This is a genomic window from Sphingobacterium sp. B16(2022) (assembly GCF_012030425.1).
Classification (GTDB): domain Bacteria; phylum Bacteroidota; class Bacteroidia; order Sphingobacteriales; family Sphingobacteriaceae; genus Sphingobacterium; species Sphingobacterium anhuiense.
Genome location: NZ_JAAUVN010000003.1, coordinates 403,919 through 430,304 on the forward strand (window position 1 = coordinate 403,919; position 26,386 = coordinate 430,304).

Below are 26,386 nucleotides of genomic sequence, written 5' to 3' on the forward strand. Positions count from 1 at the left end.
TGAAAGATATTGCACTTTACAATTCCTTAAAAAAGAATATCATAGAACGTGAAAAGCCGAATTGTTCGACAGGAAAATATACATATCCCAAAGGAGTAAAATGCGTCAATAACAAACCCGTTGTTGAGCTCTCAGAATAATAAAACAAACAGCAGTATTTTTAAAATCGGCTAAGCTCTTAAAGTATTGGCCGATTTTTTTTGATCTCCCCCTGTACGTCTGAACATATATTTTATGAGATTAAAACAAATTATGATACAAAACATAATTTCCCTGTAAAAAACATTGAAATAAAACAACCTGATAAATAGCTATTTACAGGAAAAAAATGTTAAAATATATCACATATGTTATAAAACTCTTTTAAATTTTATAGAACAGTAGTACATTAGATTCCTAGAATAAGAATCCTTCTTATTTTTACCTTGTATTGATATTTATTCACATTTGCGAAATTACGTATCCTACCTATCTTCAATATGAGACATCTACTGACCAATGTGCTAAATTGAATTAGCCATTTACAATAAATCTATTCTTATGAAATGTGTAAAGACATAATTAGATCATAACACATATTACTGAATGAATAGTAAATTACAAACTACATTAAAGATACTGGGTATTGTTCCGACAATGCTTTTTTCAGCATCTTTACTCCATGCCCAAAATAATCAAGTAAAGGGTACTATTGTGGACAGCCAATCTAAAGCCGCAATAGCTGGAGCAACCATTAAAGTTCTAGGTACTTCTAAAGCTAGTTCTACGGATGCTAATGGTGTTTTTCAAATTAACGTTGACGATAAGAATCGTATTTTGAGCATTAGTGTGATTGGTTACGAAACCAAAACTGTTACATTAGGGCCAAATGAGACTACTATCAACGTGAGTCTTGTACCGCAGACACAACAATTAGAAAGTGTAGTCGTTACAGCACTAGGAATTAGCCGTTCTCAAAAATCCTTAACTTATTCGACCCAACAACTCAAAGGTGATGAACTGAATCGCGTAAAAAGCACCAACTTAGCCAATAATCTAAATGGTAAAGTTGCAGGTGTCAATATTGCTTCCAGTTCATCGGGCCCCGGCGGTTCTGCTAAAGTTGTGCTTAGAGGTAATAAATCTGCATCAGGCAACAATCAGGTATTATATGTTGTTGATGGTGTACCTATCAATAATCAGACATTAGGAACACAACCTGATAACGTATTTGGTGGCCAACGCGATCCCGGAGATCCAATTGCTATGATCAATCCAGAAGATGTTGAAAATATCTCTGTACTAAAAGGAGCATCTGCTGCGGCTTTATATGGTAGCCAAGCGGCAAACGGTGTTATTCTGATTACAACAAAGTCTGGAAAAGGAGGACGTACAACCGTCAATTTCTCTTCCAGTGCACAAATCGAACAAGCAACATCTTTACCCGAATTTCAAAATCAATATGGACAAGGATCGGGTGGAAAATCTAGTGCGACAAGTGTATCCAGTTGGGGAGAGAAAAGCGATCAAGCTAATTTTAATAATGTTGACAAGTTCTTAAGAACAGGGAGTAATTTTACAAATTCATTGACATTATCAGGCGGAAACGAGAAAAATCAAACTTATTTTTCTTACGCGAACACCTTAGCAAAAGGAATCACGCCAAATAATGACATGACCCGTCACAATTTCAATCTGAAAGAAAGTGCTAAATTCTTTGATGACAAATTAACGGTTGAAGGAAGTGCCAATTATATTACCCAAAAATTGGATAATGCACCAACATCTGGTTTTTATTATAATCCTCTAGTAGGACTTTATTTATTGCCTCGTAGTATTGATATTTCACCTTACAAAGATTTTGAGAAATTTAATCCAAGCCGTAATCTTTATGATCAGAACTGGTTTACTTTATCCGATGATCCTACAACCCAACAAAACCCATGGTGGATCGTAAACAGAAACCAGAACAGTTCTAAAAGAAACCGTTTATTATTAAATGGAAGTGCCAAATATCAAATTGCACCATGGATTAATGTTCAAGCACGTGGAAGTGTAGATCGTACAAGTGAAGTTTGGGATCGAAAAATATATGCAGGTACTCAAAATATTTTAGCTAGACCAAATGGCGGCTATAATTACACGAATACAACCATCACACAACAATATGGTGATCTAATCGCCAATATGAACTTCAATGTGAACGATAAGCTTCAGATTACCGGTGTCGTGGGAACAAGTATTACAGACTGGAAGACTGAAGGAGTAGATTACACCAGTGGAACAGCAGGTCTGCAATATCCAAATCAGTTTATCATTCAGAATTCGACTACACCTACTCCGACAGGTTTATCAAATAACAGAAGACAACTGCAATCTGTTTTTGCCAGTGCTAATCTATCATACGATCAATGGTTATATCTTGATTTAACTGCTCGTAATGATTGGTCAAGTACACTTGCTTTCACAGAATCAAATTCATTCTTTTATCCATCAGTAGGTTTAGGTGTTGTCTTAAACGACAAATTGAATATGCCTGATTTTGTCAACATGGCCAAAATTAGGGGTTCATATGCTATCGTTGGTAATGATTTACCTCCTTACACCACCTTATTAACCAATAATCTGAATGCTTATGGTGTTATCAACCTCAATGATATTGCTTTTCTTAAGGGTCTTAAACCAGAGAAAACACATTCATTAGAGATTGGTACTGAATGGCGTATGTGGAACAACCGTTTAAACGTAGATGTAACCTACTATAAGACAAATACGAAGAATCAGTTCTTCAAAATTGCTGCCAGTCAAGCATCATTGTATGATCAATATGCCATCAATGCTGGAGATATCCAAAATCAAGGGGTTGAAGCATTAGTGTCATTAGATGCCATTAAGAATGACAATTTTACCTGGACAACAAGTTTAAACTTCACTTATAACAAAAATAAGATTATCAAATTAGATGATCGCATTAAAGAATTTGCATTAACCGGAGATGGACGTAACAATTACGCTTCCAAATTTGAAGTAGGCGGTTCTTTTGGTGACATTTATGGTCAAGATTTTGCTCGTGATGATCAAGGCCGTATTCTAGTCTCGGCAGACGGTACTCCCCAAAAGAATTCCAATTATACCAAATTAGGAAATTCAAATCCTATTTGGCAAATGGGATTGAACAATAGCTTTAGTTACAAAAACTTCAACTTAAGTTTCTTGATCGACGGTAAGTTTGATTACGAAGTGATGTCCATAACACAAGCGCTTCTTGACGGTTATGGTGTTTCAAAAGCAAGTGGAGATGCCCGCGCTAATGGAGGTGTAACAATCAATGGCATTACAGCTGCTGGTGCTGAAGTAACAAATGTTGCAGCAGAGAAATGGTATACAACCGTTGGTGGTATGGGACCTGTAAGCAGTCAATATATTTATGACGGAACAGTTGTTCGACTACGTGAATTAGTGCTAGGCTATGACTTTAATCTTAATGATAGTTTCTTTAAAAAGCTCCGCGTTTCGGCAGTCGGCAGAAATCTATTCTACTTTACTAAGAAAGCACCTTTTGACCCGGAAGTGACCATGTCTACCGGCAATACATTAAGTGGAGTCGATATCTTCATGATGCCTCCAACTCGTAATTATGGTCTTACTTTGAATGCAACTTTTTAATAAAACAACGATGAAATACAATTTCAAAAATATAAGTAAGTTGATGTTAGCTTTTGTGGTACTTGGAAGTGCCATGAGCAGCTGTACAAAAAACTTCGAAGAATATAACAAAAACAACAACGGCCTGACAGATGAAGACCTGGCTGCCGATGGAAAAGATTTAGTACTATTCTTCAAAACAGCACAGATGGCCATCTACAATTTTTCTGGAGGTGGTGATCCAAATTCATATCAACTTCAACAAAATTTGAATGCCGACGTATTCTCTGGTTATTTCATGTCCCCTACACCTTTCAATAGCGGTCAAAATAACCTGAATTACGCTATGGTAAATGGCTGGAATGGTGAACCCTTTAAAGTGCTTTACCTTGATGTGATCAAATCTATTGATAAACTACAAAAAAATGGATTGGATAAAAACTATCCAGCACTTGGCGGAGCCGCAAAAGTAATTAAGGTAGCTGCTGCTAATCGTGTAACTGATATTTACGGACCTATTCCATATAGCAAAGTAGGCACATCTGGAGATATTCCTTATGATAAGCAAGCTGATCTTTACACTGCTTTTTTCAAAGAATTAGATGAAGCGACGGAGGCTTTAAAGTCATTTAATGCCCAAAGTCCAATGACCGACAAAATTGAAGAGATCGATTTAGTATATCCGAATTTGGATAACCAAACACGTTTTAAGAACTGGTTAAAATTAGCTAACTCACTTCGCTTGCGTTTTGCTGTGCGTATTGTAAAAGTTGAACCTCAACTAGCAAAAGCACAAGCAGAGAAAGCGTTAGATCCAGCAAATGGTGGCGTTATTGAAGCGAATAGTGAAAACTTCAAAGTAAAAGTTCCTACAGACGGTACATTCAGCAATCCCCTTTGGTTTATTTCAAAGAATTGGGCAGATACCCGTATGAATGCTTCTTTACAGTCATACATGACAGGTTACGGCGATCCACGTATTTCCAAATATATGGAGCCAGTACCAGTTGACAAACAGACAACCGGCTTCGCGGGCAAATACATTGGTATCCGTACAGGTGCAGCAGGTATTGAAAAAGACAAATACCAGATGTTATCAGCGCTTAATACGGGAGGAAGTACGCCGTCATTCACAGCAACCACTGCCCCAATTTTAATGACTGCTGCTGAAGTCTATTTTTTACGTGCTGAAGGCGCATTGAGAGGTTGGGCAAATGTTGGTGGAACAGCAAAATCACTTTACGAAAAAGGTGTTGAAACCTCTTTTGCACAATGGGGCGTAAGCGGTTTATCGGCCTATTTACAAGACAATACGAGTAAAGCTGCTGCTTACGTTGATCCATTCAATGCAAGCAATAATGCAGCTGCACCAACTAACTTAACTATTCAATGGAATGATGCAGCCTCTAATGAAGAAAAGTTGGAACGTATTATTACACAAAAATGGTTAGCGATCTTCCCAGAAGGACAAGAAGCCTGGAGTGAGTTCCGTAGAACCGGATATCCAAAATTATTCCCTGTTGCGGTGAATAATAGCGCTGGTCTTATTGACACTAAGATTCAGATCCGTCGTTTACCATTTCCACAAAATGAGTACAACACGAATGCAGCTGAGGTACAGAATGCCATTTCATTACTTGGCGGTGCTGATAACGGCGGTACACGTCTATGGTGGGATGTGAATAAAGGAAATTTTTAATCAACATCTTATCCTATTTAAAGGCTGCCTCTTCAATAAAGGGGCAGCCTTTTTTATTAATATGCGAAAAAAATATCTGATACCACATCACCGGACTAAATACTCCTTTTTAATTAACATATACAACAACTTTAGCAATCATCTATACTATTTTGCTAAATTTTTAAGTAAAATCCTTAAATTAGCAAAGTAGAAGAATGGCTGATTTATCTTTAATAACCCCAATAGAATATCTGAAAGGCGTAGGCCCTCAGAAAGCTGATGTAATTAAAAAAGAATTGCAAATTTTCACCATTGGTGATCTGCTTAGTTATTACCCTTTTCGCTATATTGACCGTACCGTATTTCATAAAATAAGACAACTGGATGCCGATATGTATTCGGCCCAAGTATTAGGGAGACTTATTGGGCTTAAAGAAGTTGGTGAAAAAAGAGCAAAACGTTTGGTTGGACAATTCAAAGATGAAACAGGGAGCATCGAACTGGTGTGGTTCCAATCGATCACCTGGTTACAGAAATCATTAAAAGTAGGTTCGGCCTATGTGCTCTATGGCAAACCATCTGTATTTAACGGACAGATATCGATCACACATCCCGAAATGGAACCTTATCAAGCTCAAGTAAAAAACCTGGGTAATATGACTTTGCAACCTGTCTACTCCTCCACTGAGAAACTGAAGAAGTTCAACTTGGACAGTAAAGGGATTCAAAAATTACAGCAGACTGCTTTAGAAACCGTATTTCGTCAACTCACTGAACAGCTACCAGCTTATTTATTGGCCAAGCATCAATTGATGGACCAAGTCAGAGCCACTGTTGCGATTCATTTTCCACAGAGTCAAGAGGAACTGACGCAGGCCATAAAACGTATCAAATTTGAAGAATTATTCTATATTCAGCTCAAATTACTAAAAAATAAACAGCTCAATACTAAAAAATTCAGGGGACAGATTTTCTCTAAAGTCGGCGACAAATTCAATACCTTTTTCAAAGAACGGATTCCTTTTCCGTTGACCAACGCACAGAAACGTGTCGTCAAAGAGATCAGACAGGATACTGTTACCGGCGCACAAATGAATCGTTTGGTGCAGGGCGATGTGGGATCTGGGAAAACAGTGGTTGCACTTTTAACTATGCTTTTGGCCATAGACAACGGTTTTCAAGCTTGCATGATGGCACCAACAGAAATATTAGCAACCCAACATTATACGGGGCTAAAAGAGTTACTGGGAGAGGATATCTGCAATATTAAATTGTTAACAGGCTCTACGAGTACTAAGCAACGCCGTATCATACATGAAGAATTGGAAAATGGTTCGTTGGATATCCTGATAGGAACCCATGCCTTAATTGAAGACAAAGTCAAATTTAAGAATTTAGGTTTTGTTGTTATTGACGAACAACACCGGTTTGGAGTTGAACAGCGCGCTAAACTTTGGCGTAAAAATAGCATTCCACCACATATGCTCGTGATGACCGCTACCCCTATTCCGCGTACTTTGGCAATGACTATGTATGGCGATTTGGACATTTCGGTTATCGACGAACTCCCTGCGGGAAGAAAACCGATTAAGACAGTTCATTTTTTCGAGAGCTCCAGATTGCGCATGTTTGGTCTTATCCGTGAAGAAATAGCAAAGGGGAGACAGGTGTATGTTGTATTTCCACTGATCAAGGAAAGTGAGAAACTAGACTTATTATACTTAGAAGCAGGTCTGGAAAATATCCAACGTGAATTTCCGCTTCCTGAATTTAAGATCAGTATTGTCCATGGCAAGATGCCTGTCAAAGATAAGGATTTTGAGATGCAACGTTTTGTGAAACATGAAACCCAGATTATGGTTGCAACAACCGTAATTGAAGTCGGTGTTAATGTTCCCAATGCTTCTGTCATGATTATTGAAAACTCGGAACGATTTGGTTTATCTCAGCTCCATCAGTTGAGAGGACGGGTTGGCCGTGGTGCAGAGCAATCGTTCTGTATCTTAATGTCAAGTAATAAGTTGAGCAAGGAAGGGAAGTTGCGATTGAATACAATGGTACGAACAAATGATGGATTCGAAATCGCAGAAGTTGATTTAGAACTTCGTGGTCCGGGCGATATTTCAGGTACGCAACAATCTGGTGTACTGGAATTAAAATTGGCCAACCTTGCAACAGACCAACAGCTTCTGTCAGAAGCCCGAAATTCTGTTATTGATATCTTCAAGGAAGATCCAGAAATGACAGAAGAACGTCATGCATCACTCAGACAATACCTCGCTAGAAAAACGGACGGTATTGCATGGGATAAGATCTCATAAAGTACTTATCTCCCTCCTATTCCATTATGCATTAGTCTATAAGCTTCTTTAATAAAATTATAGGATCCGCTTTTGGCATAAAACAATTAAACTAAAAACGATTATCTTTGTATTATTATTGAGTCATCGTGCTATGACGTCACATCATTTTCACGTCTTTTTGCAGTGCCCCTGGGCCTACTCATGCAAAATCTTAATAAGCAATACAAAATTAGAATAGAAAACAATGGCAAAAATCAAAATATACGACACCGCAGTAAGACCCGAAACAGCTTTACTCGTGAGTGTAATTCCTCAGGGATTAAGCGAGGAAAAAGCACACGAGTATCTTGAAGAATTAGAATTTTTAGTTCAAACTGCAGGCGGGATAACAAAAGGTATTATCACGCAAAAATTAACTTATCCAGATCGCTCTACCTATGTAGGGGCAGGAAAATTGGAAGATATTAAAGCTTTTGTTATCGCAGAAGAAATTGATATGGTCGTTTTTGATGATGAATTATCTCCTTCTCAATTACGTAATATCGAACGTGAGCTTCAAGTTAAAATATTAGACAGATCAAATTTAATTTTAGATATTTTTGCAAGCCACGCTAAAAGTGCGCAAGCAAAAACACAAGTTGAATTAGCACAATTACAGTATTTATTACCCAGGTTGACAAGATTATGGACCCACTTGGAACGCCAACGTGGTGGTATTGGTATGCGTGGTCCTGGTGAAAGTCAGATTGAAACTGATAGACGTATTATTTTAAATAAAATAACTGTTTTAAAAGAACGTCTTGATCTGATTGACAAACAGAATGAAACACAACGTAAAAATCGGGGTGAAATGATACGTGTTGCTTTAGTCGGCTATACCAATGTCGGGAAATCAACCATCATGAACATGATTTCAAAATCGGATGTTTTGATTGAAAACAAATTATTTGCAACATTAGATACAACCGTTCGTAAAGTAGTGATTGATAATTTACCATTCTTATTATCCGATACTGTAGGTTTTATCCGTAAACTTCCCCATCATTTAGTTGAATGTTTTAAATCAACATTAGACGAAGTTCGCGAAGCGGATGTATTGATTCATGCGGTTGATATTTCACACCCAAATTTTGAAGATCATATTATCGCTGTTAATGAGACATTGAAAGATATTGGAGCTTTAGATAAACCAATCATTACGGTATTCAATAAAATTGATGCTTATGTACCGACAGTTGAAGAGGGTGAAGAAGGTGAAAAAACAGTAACATTGGAAGATTTTGAAAACAGCTGGATGGCCAAGAATGCTGATCCAGCAATCTTCATTTCAGCTACAAATAAAACAAACTTAGAGGAATTTAAACAAAAATTATACGATATCATTGTGGAAATTCACCGTGAAAGATATCCTTATAATAATTTGCTTTACTAATCCGAATTTATAAGTACTTAAAGTACGCTTGAAAAACAGGTTATATCCAATGTAAAATCAAGCGTGCTTTAATCATTTCAAACTGGGCTAAAACGCATATAGCCACATCACTATGCAAAATAAAAAAGTAACCTTTATCGATTGGGGCTTGGTTGACTATCAAGAAGCCTGGGATAGACAAGAAGAGATTTTTAATAAAACCTTAGCTGTAAAACATGAAAACCGGGTTAACAGCACAGAACTTCCAACGGAAAACTTTTTAATTTTCAACGAGCACCCTCATGTATATACCTTAGGGAAATCTGGGAAACCTGAACATCTTTTATTGGATGAAAAAGCGCTCGAAGAGAAAGAAGCAACCTACTATAAGATCAACCGTGGCGGTGATATTACCTATCATGGTCCTGGTCAGATTGTTGGATACCCAATTCTGGATTTAGATAATTTCTTTACCGATATTCATCTTTATCTACGCACGTTAGAAGAGGCGATCATCCTAACCCTAAATGATTATGGAATTCAGGCAGGAAGATACCCAAGTTTTACAGGTGTATGGATCGATGGGGACAACGAAAAGGCACGGAAAATCTGCGCGATGGGTGTCCGCGCAAGCCGATGGGTAACCATGCATGGATTTGCATTCAATGTAAATGCCGATCTAAGCTATTTTGGAAATATTGTACCCTGTGGTATAGACGACAAAGACGTTACCTCTATGGAGCGAGAACTGGGCTATAAACCCAATATTAACGAAGTAAAAGATAAGCTAAAAGGGCATATCGCCAATCTCTTCGCTATGGAATTGGTTTAAAATAAAAAAGGACTTACAAAAGCTTCAGGTCCTTTTTTATTTTATCTTTAATTGACTTTTCTAACAATAAAACATACATTCATAACGGACGGCTTTTCCATTTTCAAAAGTGATCATAAATAGGCCTGCGTCACCATCGGGGATTCGATAAACATGCGGGGCACCGATCCAGTCGGTCGAAACCAGATGTCCAAAATGTTTCACAAATTCCTTTTCATCATAATTCATATCGATTCGCTCCTCTCCCATCCACAAGGCTAGCTCATTGCTGAGGGTAACCTGATATACGGACCCAAAAACTTTTCCCTTGACATTTTCTTCAAATGCCACGATATTATTATCAGATCGATAATAATATACAGGTTCCCAACCGCATTCGGGCATATCCGGAATAACCGATACTTTTTGCATCTGAAGTTGCTTCATCTGACTTTCTGTTATCTTCCCATCATAAAGAAGCAACCCCTTCCAATCGAAATGCATCCGTAAAGATGTCACCTGCTTCTCCACCACATCGAATGCCGGACGAACTTGAAACCAATCTGCCAGATACAATTCAAAATCAATATCAACTTTCGGGTCCTGTAATCCAGCATTTTCGAATGACTCTTTCCAAAATGTCAATGCCTGTTTTAATTTTTTATCATCGGTCCAGGCAATTTCCCGGAGTCTTCCTACCCATAAAATTTCCTGTTTTTGATCCTTACCTTTTACTTTGAGATATTCTTTTAACACTTTATCATAGGTCAATTCCGCACCTAGAAATTTTGCCTGAATGAATTCTGGTCTCTCATGAAAGTGATCACCCACATATACCCAACCGTCCGTGTAGAGCGGAAAGTAATCGATACAGACCAGCTCATTGAGTCTTGCTCTTCTTACTGCAGTGCTTGAAACATCTGGAGCTTTACGCACCCGTAATTCCGATACCTGAACAAAAAAATGAGGGCACTGGCTTCCTTGTGTACCCCGATAGAAATATTGCGCAGGTTCACCCGCTGATCGCTTACCAAACATTGCCCGTTGGAGAGGTTGCTTCATTATAAACCCAATATCCCCATTACTCACCTGCACCTTATATTGTGTTTTTGTAGAGTCCAAAACATATACAGGAGCTTCCGTCGGAAATATCCCCAGCAGATCCATTTTGTTATTTTCGGTTCGATAGAGATGCCCCCATTCTGAAGTGTAAACAGGACGATCACCGGCCGATTGAGCAACAGTATCAAGTGTTGTAAAACAAAGTAACACAGCAAACAAACGATATAGTCTTCCCAACATAAATATGGTATTATTAATTATTAAAAGATCTTAGCAATAATAATTCTTATATTCGACAGTTCACCTCCATGAGACAAAAATAAACGAAAACCACGGCAATAAAATCACTTGAATCCGTTATTTTTTTAAAATTATAATAACGAAATATTGTACTATACAAATTTTCTTGAGTCAATATTGGCCTAATTTATAGAAATCAGGTGCAATGATACCCGACCCTATTCTTTTTCCAAGAAACCAATTTGCTTTTCAAGGGCAAGAATTGTCTTCTCTTGTGTTCTTATCGTCTGTTCCAAAGCATTGATCACTTTATTCATTGCCTCGTCCATCTTAATTGCATTATCATCTGGGCGCTGCTTGGAATGTTCAAGAGAAACCCTTTCATCACCGTTACTGTTCCTATACATTTCACCTGTACCCATCAGTAACCAGGTTGGACATATATCATTATATTTAGTTAAGATCGCTATCATTGCATCCGAACTAAGTGCTGAAAATTTTTGAACGCCTTTAAAATTAGCATAAGAAAATCCCAAGCCTTCAAAAAAAATAGCTTTGCTTATCCCCTTACTTTCTGCAATTAATAACACACGTTCTTTAACTCCCGACATGATTTCTCTTTTTTAACCTATACTTTATGATGCAACACAGCGCTCTCATCATTATAACCTCTTAACTCGCAATTTCTGCGTGTTATTTTACGCTATTTCAATATTACTTTATCCCTACTTAAATATCACCCCGTATGGGTTACTCCTTTTTTGACGATGTATTTTCCTGTTCGTAAACTGATAATTGTCGCTCCATGAAGGAAATTATCTTTTCCTGGGATTTAATTGTTGCATTTTGAGATGCTATTACTTGATGTAAGGCATTAATTACAGCATTACTAATGCCTTCCTGTTCGGCTGTTAAGTAGGTCTCATTAAATTCTTTAACGATTGATTTAGCACATAACATAGCTCCTTCACCTCTTAGTAACCATTCTGCTGAATAATCGGGATAATTTTCTAACAAGCTGATTAGCCACTTTGATTGAATATCTGTCCCGTTGTTCAGGGCTCTTGTAAAAACGCCTTTACTGGCCCCAATAGTAGCTTCTAAAGCAGAAACACTCATACCTTCCCGATCAGCAACAAGCTTAATTCTCTTCAAATAATCACTCATATGTGCAAATTTAATCTTAAAATAATTTGTTTTGACTTAAAATAATCCCTAAATTAGTTTTATGAAGATAATTAAAACCATTTTAAACCAAAATTTCCATTATGAAAAATACGCAAAAGAAACTAAAAGCGAAACATTTTCGCTATTTAAGTAAAAAGAATATCAAAAATCCCATGATCTACATCCGTGATTTTTTCCAACAGCAAACTGATATCATTAACTGGCAAAAGGATATCAATCTCTTTGTAACAACTGGAGCTTATCCAGCGATGTCGACCGGTGGTTATCCCGAAAATGGCTACAATTGCCATCAAATGATTAAGCAGATGGAAATAGCTTATGTTATTTTTAAACAATGTGGACTACCCAAACATAAGAATCCCTTAACATTATTTGACACAAGAAAAGATTACTTCAATTATTCGTATGGACCTGAATTCACTTGTAATAATAAAAAAAGCCCCTACGATTTGATTCGTAAGTTTTTCTCTTATCAGCCCTTACAAAAATGGTATAAAACCATGGATGGCCTGATGGAACAGCTAACTTTAAAAAGATCTATCGGCGATGAACATTTCGGTGATAAAATTGTCGTTATTCGCGAGTTTCTCATTCGTTTGGCGTACGCACTTTATTATATCTATGAGCATGGGGGTATCACTATTCCTCTACCTCCCTATGTTCATATGGAATCAAGGAAACCACGTGAAGAAGCGGAATCAAATAATGAATCATTAGACGATCCTCATGATATACGAGATGAAGAAAAAATGTCGGAAATAAACTCGACAAAACTGGAAACAGAGAATAAGGCGCAAATATAAAAGAAGGAGCTACACAGAAAATAACAGGACTATATATGGAAGCAACAGATCATCTTGACCCGGTAAACACTTTAAAAGAGAACATGACCTGTATTCAGCCAACCTTACAATCTCTATAATCTTAAAAAAACAGAGCATTTAACGAAAAAAATATGTTATAAAACAAATAAATAATAAGGCGTCTGAATACAATGTTACATTTCATCTCCATTCTCACCAAAAAGATGTGACAAGAAATAACACAAACTAAAATGTAGCAAATGAACACAACATACCCCCCTTGATATAGCCTTTCAGACAGCCTATTTAATGCTACCCAACAGCATAATAATCCAATATTACAATCATGAAAAAAAAAACTAAAATGGAAAGAGTTTAGGTATTTACCTAAATATACCTTTAAGAATTATTCAAACTCTTTAGAGAAATTTGCAAAAAGCAATACGGACTGGAGTAAAAATTTCAACCACCTTGTTAATATTTCTGTCAGTAGCAGGATGCGCTGCCAAGATTTCAACTATGGTTACATTTATATGAATATCGGTTATGCAATCGACCTCGCGTGGTTGATTTTCATCCAATCAGACCTACAAAAATGTAAGAAAAAAGATTTATTCTTAAATCATAAACACGAGATAGCTTGTTCGTGCAATAATAACTTAGGAATCTATCCTCCTGATTTCTTAGCTCGAATGTTTCGTTTCAAAACTCATAGAGAATGGTACGAAATCATGGATGAATTAATAGAAAGTTTTTCCATTACCTCATTAAAAGATTCTTTCATACAAAGTGCGGACAGTATAATTCCCATTGCACAATTTCTCACTAATCTTCCCATTGCTCTGCAGACGATACATGCTGTGGGAGGAATAGAAAAATGTTTGGAGCATAAATTAAACTCAGGAATAAATTAGATAGCTAAAAAAAGTAAAAGCCCTCTAAAATATTATAGAGGGCTTTGTTTTGTTATTTTCATATATCATTTACCAAAATTTATTACGAAGTACTACCGATCAGAAACTACGTCTGGATAAGGAACAGAAGCTTTAGTATTTTTAATAATTGGCATCTGAGCATCTACATGTCTTAAATAGCCTCCCAGCTTATGTGATAACCTTTTTACAATTTTGGGATTATTCATCGCAAGATCTTGCTCTTCTCCGATATCGTTCTTGATATTAAACAGTTCTTTTTTCTGCGTTTTATGCCAATAGATCAGTTTCCAGTCACCGTCTCTCACTGTACTTGTTGCACCTATTCCGGGTCCAGTCTCGCCCCAGCTATTTGGAAAGTGCCAATATATGGCCGATTTACGATTTACCTGCTTATTCGCTTTCAGTACAGAAATAAAATTTTCTCCGTCTATATGTTGCACAGTTTTTGTTTTTTTAACTCCTGCCATGTTCAATACTGTCGGAAATATATCCTCTATTATAACGGGATATTCCGTTACCGAATTTTCTTTAACAACAGCGGGCCACTTAACCAGCATGGGTACTCTTATCCCACCTTCATATGCCGATCCTTTGCCACTTTTTAAAGGTTCATTCCATCTGTGTTTTTTACATGTTCTGCCACGATCCTGTATCGCATAACCACCATTGTCAGAAATAAAGAGGATGATCGTATTATCAGTCAAATGTTTACTTTCCAAAAAATCCATCATATCGCCGAGGCTCTTATCCATACCTTCTACCATTGAAGCATATTGTGCTTCAACATGAGTGGCTCCTTTATCAATATATTTCTGATAGAACCGTTTATCTGCATTAAAAGGTACGTGCACTGCATAATGTGACATATACAAAAAGAAAGGTTTTTGATTTGACAATGAGTCATTCAAAACTTTTAGTGCTTTTTGCGTCAATGCTTCTGTCAAGAATATATCCTGACCGTAATATTCTTCCAAACCCGGTACTCCCCAAGGACTTTTGGGCGTTCCATCTTTATTATTCCCAAAATTTTCTGTTCCCAGAAAGCTACCAGGACCACCCGCTGCATGACCGGCAATATTCACATCAAACCCCAAATTTATAGGATCAGCTCCAGGTGTTCCCACAGCTCCAAAGTGAGCCTTTCCTGCATGAACGGTTAAATATCCGTTTTCCTTTAATAGTTGAGGCAAGGAATTGACAAATACAGATCGCTCTATGGTATCAACGGGTTGCATACCATTTACGTTCCACAAAGGAAAATCCAACTCATCATCTTTAGCATCTACGGAAGCATTTCTGTTTAATGTCCAATTGGTCACCCGATGTCGTGCGGCATTCATGCCACTCATTAAACTTACCCGGCTTGGAGAACAAACACTACTGGCATAAGCCTGTGTAAATTTCATACCTTGGTTCGCCAGACGTTCCATATTCGGTGTCTGATAAAAATTGTTTAACGAAGTTTTTTCTTTCCAAAAAGGAACCGAAGTATCTTCCCATCCCATATCATCTACGATGAATGCGATAATATTCGGTCGTTCTTTTGTTTGGGCATGAACTTGGCCACTTCCGATTGCACAAGAAAATAATAACAGGAAGAAGGTTGATTTTTTAAATAGCATGTTTAGATTTATATGTCCTAATTTACAAAGTATTATTCTTTAATCAAATTTGGTTCTTAAATGCAAAAGCCCCTGAGCAGATCAGAGGGCTTCCTGTTACTATTAATTTCCCCTAGTAATGGATATATCTTTTAAAAAATCATTATTTAGCAAAAGCTTCATTTACGGCCTTTCCTCTCCAGGTCGGAGGCTGCTCAAACTCTAAGAACGATAAATTAAAATGATTCTACGGAAGCACAAGCTCACAAAATATTACTTTTATTAAAATTTCAAAACTTATTACACCCAATCTAGTTCTTCATCTGAATCTGGAAATTCCGAAGGACGGCTTTCTTTATTTGTTTCCTCTTCAAACTTGCAGATCTGACCGTTACGAATCAATATGGCATCAAATATTTCTGCAGTCATATATTTTGTGTTTAGGGTCAGAAATTCCTCTTTACGATCTGTGGATAACAGCCACATCCGTACGGTGGCCACACATAATAATAGCACATTGGGTTTATCTTTAATGGAAAAAATGACCGATCGTGATTCGACATCATCACCCTTAACTATAACCAACTCTTTACTTGAACTTATATCAACTGTATTTTCATCATCTATGGACACTTTAATGATATGCATCTTCAGAATAACTTTTCTTACTCTTTCAGGAAGTGTATCTAGTTCACGGGCTAAAATCGGTGGAGTACTTATACATAATTCTTCTTTCTCCGCGTCAAAATTTGTTGTGGGATAATTCATAAAGAAAGTTTGCCAACTAGTCTTTGGTGAAAAACGGAAGTTCTTTAGCGGATTTATGTTCCCGTATCCTAATTTCAATTGTCCTAGATCATGTTGACGATCATTTCGAATGACCATGTAAAGCTTCTTTTTGAGACGTAAGAAGGATTCGTACTTAGCGGAATCATCTTGTATGATTTTCATCTGCTTATAAATCCTGCTGGCTAATGTATTGGAGTATGCGAAATCTGCTCCTGCTAATTTGCTGTTCTCTGACAAATTATAATCTTTTCCTTTTTTTCGATATGGATTCTTAGGTTTTTCGAAATCGAACATGATTTATGCTATACTGGTTTTACTAAAAATAGTTTATTTATTGGATAAATACAATTATTAGCTTTATGAATCAACTAGCTCATATCTCTACATTCAGTAAATTTAAGTGCGTAAAAGTCCATGTAAGTCCGTAGAAGTCCGTGAAAGTCCATACTTTATTCGGGATTGAGTCGGTAGTGCCTTGACATTCATAGGGAACACCTTCGGGAATGGTTCGACTCTCTTTCGCCTATTGTTCGGGAGGGGTTCGGCAAGGAGGCAAACAAACGCCGAACAGAAGGCATACCATCGCCGAACTTGTCTCCTACTTGTCTCGAATGATTCTCAAAGAAACTTCAAACCACTGCCGATTAATGGCGTGTTTTAATTGGTTTTAATGAAAATGATGTGCCACCTGTAGAATAAGTGATTTTTTCCGGTATTACATCAATCTTTATAAAGGACATATTTCTGACGCATCTTTTTATAGCTTTCTAAACCTGCTTTCCAACTTGCTCTGATTTCCTGATCGCTCACATTGTTCTCTATCTGCTTTCGAAATTGGTCTACTCCGGCCAGCTTTTCGATACTACCGATTTGCTTGGAATAGCTCTGGTCAAAGAATTTATCTTTTTCTGGGGATTTATTGTACATTTCTTTTATCCATGAAAGATTGATCTCTTTACTGTCAACGAGACTTTGCAAATCATAATCTCGTAAATCTAATCCGTAACAGACTTCATTCATGAACAGTGGTGTTTCACTCATTCCTTTTTTACTAACGGGTGTGAAGGAAAATGTGAAGATTCCTTTATATATCGGACTGCCAACAATGGTGAATGGAAAATCTGTTCCACGACCGTGATTCAATTTGGTTCCTTCAAAGAGGCAGGTGCTGGGGTATAGAATTATACTCTGTTCAGTATTGAGATTCGGTGATGGGCTGACAGGTAATTTATATAGCATACTGTGGTTATACCCTTCTATTGGAATGATTTTCAATTTGCATTTACGGTCTGTTGCCATCCACTTCTCTCCGTTGATCATCTGAGCAAATTCGGCCGTAGTCATACCGTGGGCAATGGGTACCGGGAACTGACCGATTCCTGATTTATGTTTCATATCGAGTATGGGTCCATCAATGAGGTATGCATTGGGATTTGGTCTATCAAGGATAAGCAACTCTTTACCATTTTCGGCACACGCTTCCATTATATCCCGTAAGGTATTGATATTGGTATAAAAACGGACGCCCATGTCCTGCACATCAAAAATAAAGATATCGACATCTGCTAAATCCTTTGCTGTTGGTTTTTTCTTATTTCCGTACAGGGAAATTATGGGTATCTGCGTTGTGGGATCTCTTTCGTCCGATACTTCGGTTCCATTACTTGCATTTCCTCTAAAGCCGTGCTCTGGGCCAAAAATCTTGACAATATTAACTCCTCTGAGCAAAAGGCTATCGACAAGATGGCGCTCTTTTATTACTGTTGATGGATTGCCTAATATGGCAACTCGTTTATCTTTTAAATAGGGTAGGTATTTTTCCGTCTGTTCTGCTCCGGTTCGTATCTGATCGTTGCAATAGTTTAATTTTGTCTGTGCTTTACCAATCGTAAGCATCATACAAATGGCTATCATAAAACTGATTAATTGTTTAGCATTCATCATAATAGGGTTACAAGTGTAATCTATATAAAGATAGTGATTTCATTTATTTTGGAATGGAAGAAAATTGAGGTATAAAAAAGACGCTTAACTTATGTAGATATTATTTATTACAGTATTGACTGATTAAAACACTTATAAAGTGTCAAAAATATCAACATAATAAATAGAAATATTTACATAAATTCACATAACTAATCCCTAAAAAATTATGAAAAATTCAATTTACAAACTTACTTTGTTTCTAGTTGTGCTTTTATTTAGCTGTTCTAAACAAAATGGAACTGAAATCACAAAAGATGAGCTAAACAAAATTAGCAGTACAAAGTCTCAAAACATTAATCTCTTAGCTAATGGTCCTCCATCTATAACTTTAGAAGTCACTGTCAGCGGAACAATCATCAATACAAAGGCCACTTTAGTAGGAGTTTCCGGAGCAACCCAAATCAATGGGTCAATAGAATGCCTGGGTGTTGACGGAACCTATCAGAATTCTGCAATCTTTGGTAGTACTGGAACCGCAAATTTCCAAGGTATTGCTTCAAAACAATATAATATTAAGGCGACTTTTGATTATTTAATAAATGGAATTATTAAAAACATTTCTTTAACAAAAAGCATCACAATATCTTCAGGAAGTGGAAATAATAATTGCACGTATCCATCTTCACTAACAAGTCCACAATTTCCTGACATAATCACTAATGTTGGACCTAATAATACTGATTTACATAAAAAAGATAATGAAATTTTAGTATTGTTTCCTAATGATTTAAGTTTAAATACATACATAGTTCTTCTATACAGAGAGAAAAACACACAAGATCAATGGTTACAAACTCCACAATTTCATTCTTCTGGAACCGGCTCATTGAATGGACCAAGGAAAACTTATTATGTGATAAATGGCTTAAAAAGCGGAACTGAATATGAAATAAAAAGTGCTATCCTGTGCGCGCAGACTTTACTTATATATCCAACAATTTTTACGGCTTCAACCATGTATGAGTAAATAATTAATTTGAATATTCCAGACAATAGATGATCAGATTAGTTTTCCCTTAAAACAGAAAACCTCGAAACTGAAGTTCGAGGTTTTCTTAATTAATCTATCAATTCTTAAAGTCTTAACAAAAGACAATTAAAATCGAGTCCGAGCACTATATTGAAAAATATAGTTAAATCACTCTATAGCTTATTTTGCATTTGGATTTTTAGTTGCTTTCAAATGAAGCTCATAAATATACTTACCAGGTCTATTAATTTTTGTATTGAAACGAATATTTAATTTCACTGGTCCCTCCTGCGTCAAATAATTTAGACCAAATGGTGGATTCCAATTTTTAGAATCAGCGTAATCTACGGATTTTATCCATTGCGAGTATATTCTATAATAACAGTTAAGACCGTTTGATTGAGTATCCCAGTAAATATCTGGAAATCTTGTCTGCGCATAATCATATAAGACAGCAGTATCAGTAACAGTTGTTTTATATGCAAATGTTGACAATGTTTTAAGAAAATCATTTCCAGAAGGTCTTCTCTCTAATGCTTTACCTGGAAACACTGCTCCATTTTTGTCAATAACTTTTAGTACTATTTGATTTGGTCCATCTGCAACACGTGTTATTTTTAACGTTGTATTTGTGGTTTGACCTTTAGTTTGATCAACCCATTGGTCATCATACGGATAACGAATACTTGTTTCACTATTAGCCTCAACAGCAATAAAGTAAGGTGCATTTTCATAAGAATATTCCTTAACAGGAGAAAGTCGAACAGTCGTTATCCCTTTATAATCTTTAGTTCCTTTGGGATTTTCAACACGTAAATCAACTTCATAATCACCGACTGGAACTTTATCTGTTGCTTGTGTAAACATGAATTGACCACTTTTTTCCAAAACTGTAAAAGGTAATCTCTTTTCAATAGCTCTTTTACTATTTATAATTTCCAGAGTAGTATCAGTTTTGGGATCATATTTTTCCTTCCAGACCACAACATCAGACTCTTTAAAAAAAGCTTCTTCTCGTTTTCCAGTTTCTTTATTTCTAATATCCAATAAAGTGATTTTAAATGGAGGAGTGGAAGCATCAGGAATAATTCCAGTTGCGATATAAAATGTGCCCTGATCAACCGTTATAGGATTAGATCCATAACGAATATTATCACTCAAATAACCGACTTCTATTTTCTTACACCCTGTGTAAAAAAGAGAGAAAACCGCAGTGGCTATAATAATTTTTTTATAATTAATTTTCATTTTGATTCAATTTAAAATTATCTCCTAAAAGCCCAAATATGTGTGTTATTCAGAACATGTATAACTCCTGTATTAGTTAAAAGTCCTGTTGTCTGGCACAAGACCCTGATATCATTTAACTTTGTATTACCTGAGGGATCATTCAATGAACCATTTTTCATAATATCACGTTCACCAATAATCTTAGTCAAATAAATAAATTTTGGTCCTTGCGAAATAATACCATCTACCAAGTAATCATTACTTGTTGATTGTTCTAAAGTTGCTAATAATTTAGTAGATGGTTCCTCCGTCTGATAAATAGTACCGGCCTCGGTCAGATCATCACGTGTAATTCTACCCGAGAAAAAATAAACACTCATTGAATCCTGCAACATTTTAGGTGTGTAGTATTTAAATAACGAATCAATATTGAAATTCAATTTTTCATTCTGTTTGCGAATTTCTTGCTGTTTCGACAACAGAAAATTACGAATTGAATAATTCGTAGGAACAAAAAATGTTTTTGCAGCATTGACCTTATCCTTCAATCCAGCTTTATCTATAATCATCAAAGTTGTATCAAACAAATGTTGAGGATGTGATTTCAAAAAATCATAAGTAGTCATATTAACGTAACCAATACTTAATCTACCATCGATTACGTCATCTTTTTTACAACTCGTAAAAAAACCAATAATTACTGCTGTTAGGAATATTATTTTTTTCATAATTTTCTTCATTAATATCTACCCATCCAATATGGGTTCTGGGTGATTAAACGATTAGTATTTAATATTGTATTGTGAATAGGAAATAAATAACCTTTTTGAGCTAATCTTCCTGCATCCATACTCCAAGAAGTCAATTGAACAAATAAATTATTATTTCCTGATTTCCATGTGTTTCTCACTATATCAAAATACGCATGTCCTTCTCCAATTAATTCTCTTTGTCTTTCTTTTAATATATCACGTTTAAGGTTTGCTCCACCACTATTTAACATCGTTTTTGCACCTGCTCTCGTTCGTATGCTGTTTACAGCTGTCAACGCATCTCCATCACGATTTAGAGCGTTTAGTGCTTCAGCCTTTAATAAAATCATATCAGCCAAACGGAATATCACATAATTACTTTCTAGTCGAGGGTCCGAATTGGTGGCAGCATTTTTATAAACAATATCTGAATACTTCATTAAAGAGTTGTTTTCAGTATTCGTCATATTACGAAAGAATTCTAATTTACGCGAATCTTCAACTGAGTTATCTCCGTAAATTTCATCAAGTTTTGAATTTGTAATAAAATAATTTGGTACATTAAACGGCATGTTGACATAAATTTGATTCGAAACAGTTATGAATCCTACTGCAGCAGAAAATATGTTTACATTACCATCATATTGTGATGATTCATTTTCACTATCTTTAGTTGTAAATACAAAAATATTCTCTTTTGCATTTGCATCTTTGAAAACATTACGAATACTTCCTTTTGGTTGCAATGAAAAGATTTCCTTTTTTGAAATTATTGAATCTGTATAAAGAATAGTTTTAGCATAGTCATTTTGCCAAGCAGTTGTGTGGGCTAGTAAAGCTAATGCAGCCGCTTTATTAGCACGACGTCTACCGTTGCCTTCAACACCCTCCCAAGTTAATAATGATGATGCTTTTTGTGCATCTTCGACAATTAATTTAAGAATTTCATCTGTAGGAGTTCTTCCTTTCAAAACAGCCTGATTAGCCGTTTCAGTTGGCGTAGTTTGCAATGGAAGATCGCCCCAGACACGAGACATATAAAAATAAGCCAGCGCCCGCATGAAATATGCCTCCCCCAAAAGATAGTTCTTATTTCCCGATGAAAATTTATTATCATCAAGTTCTGGTACCCGCTTAATAATCAGATTGGATAAATCGACCACTCGATACCAGTTTGTCCAATTATGAACCCCTGTTTCACGATATGGAAGTGCAAAATTACCAGATGTATATACTCCTGAATGATTTGTTCCTTCAAGCGTTGTTAATATTCCTATTGGTGCATCTCCCCAAATAAAAAAACATTGGTTTGTAGTCATTGCCTTACGGAATAAACCATATGTCCCTAAAACGGCACCATTGATATCTTTTTCATTTTGCCAATACGTATCTGAATACGTATCGTTTATCAATTTATTTTCCAAGTCTTTATTACATGAACTCGCTCCAAATAAACCAATTAAAATCAAGGCCGCTACCCCAATTTTTATATATTGTTTAAACTGTATTTTCATAATAGTATCTATTAAAATTCGAATTGTACACCCAATGTATATTTTGATGGTAGTGGATAACCATCTCCATAGTCAAATCCTCTCCCATCAACACGTTCAGCATCAATCCCCGAAAATTTTTGAAACATATGTACATTGTCCATAGTACCATAAATACGGAATGAATTTATACCTGCACGATTCATCCAAGCATGTTTTGTTTTATCAAAACGGTACGCTAAATTGATGTTCTTAATACGGATATACCATCCTGGTTCCATGAACATCGATTGACCAGCTCTCCAGGCATATAATCCCATATATGGATTCGCGGCAGGATAACGACTTATGTCACCTTCTTTTTGCCAAAAATCATAATTATCTAAATTACCAATTGAAGCTTTTGAAAGATCTTTAGGATTACCATAGAAGAACCCATTAGACATACGCTGCGCAAAAGTACTATTGATAATATCTCTTCCAAAAGTAAACGTCGTCAGAATTTGCAATGAGAAATCCTTATAACTAAAATAATTGGTAAAACCACCTGTTACTTTAGGGTTAGGATCACCAAAAAAAGTCATATCATTTTCACCTATTGCATCTGATATTTTATAATCACCATTTACATCGACCCAATTTGGATATCCCGGCTGTAATGTTCCCCATTTTGAAGCGCCCACAGCACCCGTATATGGATTTACAATAATATCATTGGAAGTACTAATTGCACCATTTACTAAATAACCATAAAACATATTTAATGGTTTCCCAACAACATAAACTGCTTGATCATAATACAGGTCACGATTTCCATCTGGAAGAGCTGTTACTATATTTTTATTGAATGAAAAATTAATAGATGGTGTCCATTGTAAAGCTTTTTCCCTACCAAATACTTTTCCCATTAGGTTAATTTCAAGACCTGAATTACGCACACCGGCTGCATTTGTAAATGTACTCAGATATCCAGTATATTCTGGAATCCATACACTTAACATTTGTCCAGTCGTAGTTCTCACATAAGCATCTACATTGACCGTCAGTCTTCCATTGAAAAGCAATGCATCTACACCAGCATTCCAAGTCTCCGTTCTTTGCCAAGTGATATCATCATTTGTTATACCGGCATAGTTTGGTATAACTGCGGTACCACCACCATATGTACTACCATAATTTCCTGGGTAATTCCCATTACCAGCGATATAAGCATTATAACGATCATTATCACCGATACTACTTTCATCACCTGTTCTACCCCAACTTCCACGTAGTTTCAGTTCTTTAACCCATTCCGACTGCGATAAGAAATCTTCTTCTGTTAAGATCCATCCTGCTCCTAACGATGGAAAATATCCCCACTTATTATTCTTTCCGAAACGTGAAGAAGCATCTCCACGATAAACTGCATCAAAAAGGTATTTGCCCTTATAATCGTAGTGAGCAGCTCCTAGAAAGGATAACTTTGCATATGTAGATTGATCGGAATAGCCACTTAAATTTTGAGATGCAATACCTTTAATAACTTGAATGTTATCATTTGGAATATCTCTGCCTAGCAAATATAAGCCCTCATTTTTACGAGTCTCATATTCTTGCACAAAAGTTGCAGTAATATTATGTTTATCATTTAAAGTCTTAGTCCACAATATATTATTGGTCAATAAGTATTTTCGATATTGTGTATAAGTCGATTTTGCGTATGCTAAACCATCTGTATTAATAATGGACGGAGAAGCAAAGTCATTTTTAGCTGTTGAATAATTAATAATACTTCTTGTACTGATACGAAAGTCTTTTAAGAAAGTATAACGTAATTCTCCAACTCCACTTAGATCAACGTTCACATTATCATTCCGCTGATAATCATACGGATTAATGATACTATTTACATCATCATCGCTCATACCTAACAATGAAGTTGGCATACTGATTGGATTAATCCCGAATACACTTCTATATCTACCTTGTTTTAAGAAATCAGTGGTCCCCTTTCCTTCTAATCTTTTGCCTGTAGAAGCTTTAAAATTAGTTAGAAACTCAAGATTCTGAGTAATATTAAAATTTACATTACTGGTAAAAGAATACCGTTTATAACCTGTACTTTTAACTATTCCTTTCTCGTTGTACATACCTCCACTGATACGATAATTTACATTTTCAGTAGCACCGGATACAGCTAAATCATAATTCTGAACGTAGCCTGATTGATAAAATAGATCTTGGTAATCATTATTATTATTAAATGCAGGATTTAAACTATCAGTAAGTAATTGAGGAATATTTTGCTCTTGTGCATCATTCGCATATTTATAAATTAATTCCATCTTTTTTCTACGCTCTGCGGCACCAATCAATGTTTCCACCTTTCCTGGTTTCGTCACATAACCTTGGTAGGTATTTAAACTCAATTTAGGCTTTCCAAGCACCCCTCTTTTCGTCTTAATAATGATAACCCCATTATTTGCTCGAGCGCCATATAATGCTGCCGCAGATGCATCTTTTAATACATCGACAGATTCAATATCATTTGGATTTAAACTCGCTAAATAATTTGTTCCAGTAACATTAAAGTTTTTAATCTCATCATCTGATACTGGTATACCATCGAGTACATATAAAGGATTACTACTTAAATTATCTGCATCAAAGTCACCGCTTGATCTTGGAATGTTTGTGTTTCCACGAATTACCAAAGAAGTCTTAACACCTGGCTGTCCTGTAAAGTTCTGGACATTGACTCCTGGCAATTTACCTTGTAAAAGAACATCAATACTAGCCGCAGGCAAGTTTTCAATTTCTTTACTTGTAATACTGGAAATAGATCCTGTTGTTTTTCGTCGACTAATTGTAGTATAACCTGTCACAATAGCTTCACTCAGATCATTAGTAGATTCTTCAAGATTAATGGTGACATGCGTCTCTTTATTCACTGGTATTTCTTGTTTTTTATACCCAACACCACTAATAATTAAGGCAGTAGGAATACCTTTAACTTTAATAGTAAAGTTTCCATCACCTCCACTTGAAGCTTGATTTTTGGTACCTCGTTCGGATACTGTTATCCCAGGTAATGTTCTTCCTTTGTCGTCTTTTATTGTTCCAGTAATATTAGTTACCTGTGCAAACAATAAATTACATGACATCAAAAAGAAGAGAAAAATTGGTAAAATTTTCTTCATAACAATTGATTTGGTTAGTAAATTTTAGGTTAATTTACAGCAATTGAAATGGTAACTCAAATTTTACATTTTCTTAATTTTCATTCTAAACAAAAGAATTAACTTGATTGCATCGCAAACGATTGTTCTATTTTCACGCAAACGTATGCGTAATTTGTACTATTTTTTTTCCTGAAATCGGGAAATTTTTACATTTTTTAACATATTAATTACATTGAATTTTTCCCATTTCAAGGAGTATATGGGCATTTGTTGTTTCGTAATAATTTAAACGGTTTTTTTATGAAACAATATATTAATACACTATGCAACTAAATTTTAGTGT

18 protein-coding genes are annotated in these 26,386 nt (G+C 35.9%); 8 read left to right on the forward strand and 10 right to left on the reverse strand.

Going from position 1 to position 26,386, the window contains the following annotated elements; genetic code table 11:
- Positions 1-585: 585 nt before the first annotated feature.
- From HCX49_RS16295 to lipB, 5 genes are all read left to right on the forward strand, one after another.
- Positions 586-3,645, forward strand: coding sequence for a SusC/RagA family TonB-linked outer membrane protein (locus tag HCX49_RS16295; protein WP_021191960.1), 3,060 nt, complete (start codon positions 586-588; stop codon positions 3,643-3,645).
- 10 nt (positions 3,646-3,655) lie between these two features.
- The gene (locus tag HCX49_RS16300; RefSeq protein WP_132769400.1) at positions 3,656-5,323 is read left to right on the forward strand and encodes a RagB/SusD family nutrient uptake outer membrane protein; all 1,668 of its coding nucleotides are present in this window, start codon (positions 3,656-3,658) and stop codon (positions 5,321-5,323) included.
- Between the two features lie 197 nt (positions 5,324-5,520).
- A complete protein-coding gene (gene recG, locus HCX49_RS16305; protein WP_132769402.1) occupies positions 5,521-7,626 on the forward strand; it encodes an ATP-dependent DNA helicase RecG in 2,106 nt (701 codons plus the stop codon).
- Positions 7,627-7,852: 226 nt separating this feature from the next.
- Complete coding sequence (gene hflX / locus HCX49_RS16310; protein WP_021191965.1) at positions 7,853-9,040, forward strand: GTPase HflX; 1,188 nt, start codon at positions 7,853-7,855, stop codon at positions 9,038-9,040.
- Between the two features lie 112 nt (positions 9,041-9,152).
- Positions 9,153-9,851 carry a lipoyl(octanoyl) transferase LipB gene (gene lipB, locus HCX49_RS16315; protein ID WP_021191966.1) on the forward strand — a complete coding sequence of 233 codons (699 nt, stop codon included), beginning with the start codon at positions 9,153-9,155 and terminating at the stop codon, positions 9,849-9,851.
- Positions 9,852-9,911: 60 nt separating this feature from the next.
- On the opposite strand, the gene HCX49_RS16320 is transcribed toward lipB, so the two are convergent.
- The 3 genes from HCX49_RS16320 to HCX49_RS16330 form a co-directional block, all read right to left on the reverse strand.
- Positions 9,912-11,132 (reverse strand): hypothetical protein, encoded by a 1,221-nt coding sequence (locus HCX49_RS16320; RefSeq protein ID WP_132769404.1) that lies wholly within the window; start codon positions 11,130-11,132, stop codon positions 9,912-9,914.
- 218 nt (positions 11,133-11,350) lie between these two features.
- Entirely contained in the window at positions 11,351-11,743 is a 393-nt protein-coding gene (locus HCX49_RS16325) for a hypothetical protein (protein WP_021191970.1), read from the reverse strand.
- A gap of 139 nt (positions 11,744-11,882) precedes the next feature.
- Positions 11,883-12,299 carry a hypothetical protein gene (locus HCX49_RS16330; RefSeq protein ID WP_132769405.1) on the reverse strand — a complete coding sequence of 139 codons (417 nt, stop codon included), beginning with the start codon at positions 12,297-12,299 and terminating at the stop codon, positions 11,883-11,885.
- A 101-nt stretch (positions 12,300-12,400) separates the two neighbouring features.
- On the opposite strand from HCX49_RS16330, the gene HCX49_RS16335 reads away from it, so the two are divergent.
- Together HCX49_RS16335 and HCX49_RS16340 are read left to right on the forward strand one after the other, a co-directional pair.
- On the forward strand, positions 12,401-13,123 hold the full coding sequence (locus HCX49_RS16335) for a hypothetical protein (RefSeq protein ID WP_021191972.1): 723 nt from the start codon (positions 12,401-12,403) through the stop codon (positions 13,121-13,123).
- A gap of 497 nt (positions 13,124-13,620) precedes the next feature.
- A complete protein-coding gene (locus tag HCX49_RS16340; RefSeq protein ID WP_165905863.1) occupies positions 13,621-14,037 on the forward strand; it encodes a hypothetical protein in 417 nt (138 codons plus the stop codon).
- Between the two features lie 92 nt (positions 14,038-14,129).
- On the opposite strand, the gene HCX49_RS16345 is transcribed toward HCX49_RS16340, so the two are convergent.
- From HCX49_RS16345 to HCX49_RS16355, 3 genes are all read right to left on the reverse strand, one after another.
- On the reverse strand, positions 14,130-15,680 hold the full coding sequence (locus HCX49_RS16345) for a sulfatase (RefSeq protein WP_168127626.1): 1,551 nt from the start codon (positions 15,678-15,680) through the stop codon (positions 14,130-14,132).
- Between the two features lie 279 nt (positions 15,681-15,959).
- Positions 15,960-16,742 carry a hypothetical protein gene (locus HCX49_RS16350; protein WP_168127627.1) on the reverse strand — a complete coding sequence of 261 codons (783 nt, stop codon included), beginning with the start codon at positions 16,740-16,742 and terminating at the stop codon, positions 15,960-15,962.
- A gap of 426 nt (positions 16,743-17,168) precedes the next feature.
- Positions 17,169-18,347: a DUF1343 domain-containing protein gene (locus HCX49_RS16355; RefSeq protein WP_339424098.1), complete on the reverse strand. Its 1,179-nt coding sequence runs from the start codon at positions 18,345-18,347 to the stop codon at positions 17,169-17,171.
- Positions 18,348-18,600: 253 nt separating this feature from the next.
- Here HCX49_RS16355 and HCX49_RS16360 point away from each other — a divergent pair, with 253 nt between their 5' ends.
- On the forward strand, positions 18,601-19,401 hold the full coding sequence (locus tag HCX49_RS16360; RefSeq protein WP_168127629.1) for a hypothetical protein: 801 nt from the start codon (positions 18,601-18,603) through the stop codon (positions 19,399-19,401).
- Positions 19,402-19,584: 183 nt separating this feature from the next.
- On the opposite strand, the gene HCX49_RS16365 is transcribed toward HCX49_RS16360, so the two are convergent.
- Genes HCX49_RS16365 through HCX49_RS16380 form a run of 4 tightly spaced genes read right to left on the reverse strand, consistent with a single transcriptional unit; the run spans position 19,585 to position 26,061 of the window.
- Positions 19,585-20,652, reverse strand: a complete 1,068-nt coding sequence (locus tag HCX49_RS16365) for a DUF5007 domain-containing protein (RefSeq protein ID WP_021191981.1) — start codon at positions 20,650-20,652, stop codon at positions 19,585-19,587.
- Positions 20,653-20,669: 17 nt separating this feature from the next.
- On the reverse strand, positions 20,670-21,362 hold the full coding sequence (locus HCX49_RS16370; protein WP_168127630.1) for a hypothetical protein: 693 nt from the start codon (positions 21,360-21,362) through the stop codon (positions 20,670-20,672).
- 11 nt (positions 21,363-21,373) lie between these two features.
- Complete coding sequence (locus HCX49_RS16375; RefSeq protein ID WP_168127631.1) at positions 21,374-22,900, reverse strand: RagB/SusD family nutrient uptake outer membrane protein; 1,527 nt, start codon at positions 22,898-22,900, stop codon at positions 21,374-21,376.
- An 11-nt stretch (positions 22,901-22,911) separates the two neighbouring features.
- Positions 22,912-26,061, reverse strand: coding sequence for a SusC/RagA family TonB-linked outer membrane protein (locus HCX49_RS16380; RefSeq protein ID WP_168127632.1), 3,150 nt, complete (start codon positions 26,059-26,061; stop codon positions 22,912-22,914).
- Between the last annotated feature and the right edge of the window lie 325 nt (positions 26,062-26,386).

What these genes read in the sequence shown, in the direction of transcription:
- HCX49_RS16380 (WP_168127632.1), bottom strand. Translation starts at nt 26,061, where the DNA reads ATGAAGAAAATTTTACCAATTTTTCTCTTCTTTTTGATGTCATGTAAT.
- HCX49_RS16350 (WP_168127627.1), bottom strand. Translation starts at nt 16,742, where the DNA reads ATGTTCGATTTCGAAAAACCTAAGAATCCATATCGAAAAAAAGGAAAA.
- HCX49_RS16375 (WP_168127631.1), bottom strand. Translation starts at nt 22,900, where the DNA reads ATGAAAATACAGTTTAAACAATATATAAAAATTGGGGTAGCGGCCTTG.
- HCX49_RS16330 (WP_132769405.1), bottom strand. Translation starts at nt 12,299, where the DNA reads ATGAGTGATTATTTGAAGAGAATTAAGCTTGTTGCTGATCGGGAAGGT.
- lipB (WP_021191966.1), top strand. Translation starts at nt 9,153, where the DNA reads ATGCAAAATAAAAAAGTAACCTTTATCGATTGGGGCTTGGTTGACTAT.
- HCX49_RS16335 (WP_021191972.1), top strand. Translation starts at nt 12,401, where the DNA reads ATGAAAAATACGCAAAAGAAACTAAAAGCGAAACATTTTCGCTATTTA.
- HCX49_RS16345 (WP_168127626.1), bottom strand. Translation starts at nt 15,680, where the DNA reads ATGCTATTTAAAAAATCAACCTTCTTCCTGTTATTATTTTCTTGTGCA.
- HCX49_RS16325 (WP_021191970.1), bottom strand. Translation starts at nt 11,743, where the DNA reads ATGTCGGGAGTTAAAGAACGTGTGTTATTAATTGCAGAAAGTAAGGGG.
- HCX49_RS16295 (WP_021191960.1), top strand. Translation starts at nt 586, where the DNA reads ATGAATAGTAAATTACAAACTACATTAAAGATACTGGGTATTGTTCCG.
- hflX (WP_021191965.1), top strand. Translation starts at nt 7,853, where the DNA reads ATGGCAAAAATCAAAATATACGACACCGCAGTAAGACCCGAAACAGCT.
- HCX49_RS16340 (WP_165905863.1), top strand. Translation starts at nt 13,621, where the DNA reads ATGCGCTGCCAAGATTTCAACTATGGTTACATTTATATGAATATCGGT.
- HCX49_RS16320 (WP_132769404.1), bottom strand. Translation starts at nt 11,132, where the DNA reads ATGTTGGGAAGACTATATCGTTTGTTTGCTGTGTTACTTTGTTTTACA.
- HCX49_RS16360 (WP_168127629.1), top strand. Translation starts at nt 18,601, where the DNA reads ATGAAAAATTCAATTTACAAACTTACTTTGTTTCTAGTTGTGCTTTTA.
- HCX49_RS16355 (WP_339424098.1), bottom strand. Translation starts at nt 18,347, where the DNA reads ATGATGCTTACGATTGGTAAAGCACAGACAAAATTAAACTATTGCAAC.
- HCX49_RS16370 (WP_168127630.1), bottom strand. Translation starts at nt 21,362, where the DNA reads ATGAAAAAAATAATATTCCTAACAGCAGTAATTATTGGTTTTTTTACG.
- HCX49_RS16365 (WP_021191981.1), bottom strand. Translation starts at nt 20,652, where the DNA reads ATGAAAATTAATTATAAAAAAATTATTATAGCCACTGCGGTTTTCTCT.
- HCX49_RS16300 (WP_132769400.1), top strand. Translation starts at nt 3,656, where the DNA reads ATGAAATACAATTTCAAAAATATAAGTAAGTTGATGTTAGCTTTTGTG.
- recG (WP_132769402.1), top strand. Translation starts at nt 5,521, where the DNA reads ATGGCTGATTTATCTTTAATAACCCCAATAGAATATCTGAAAGGCGTA.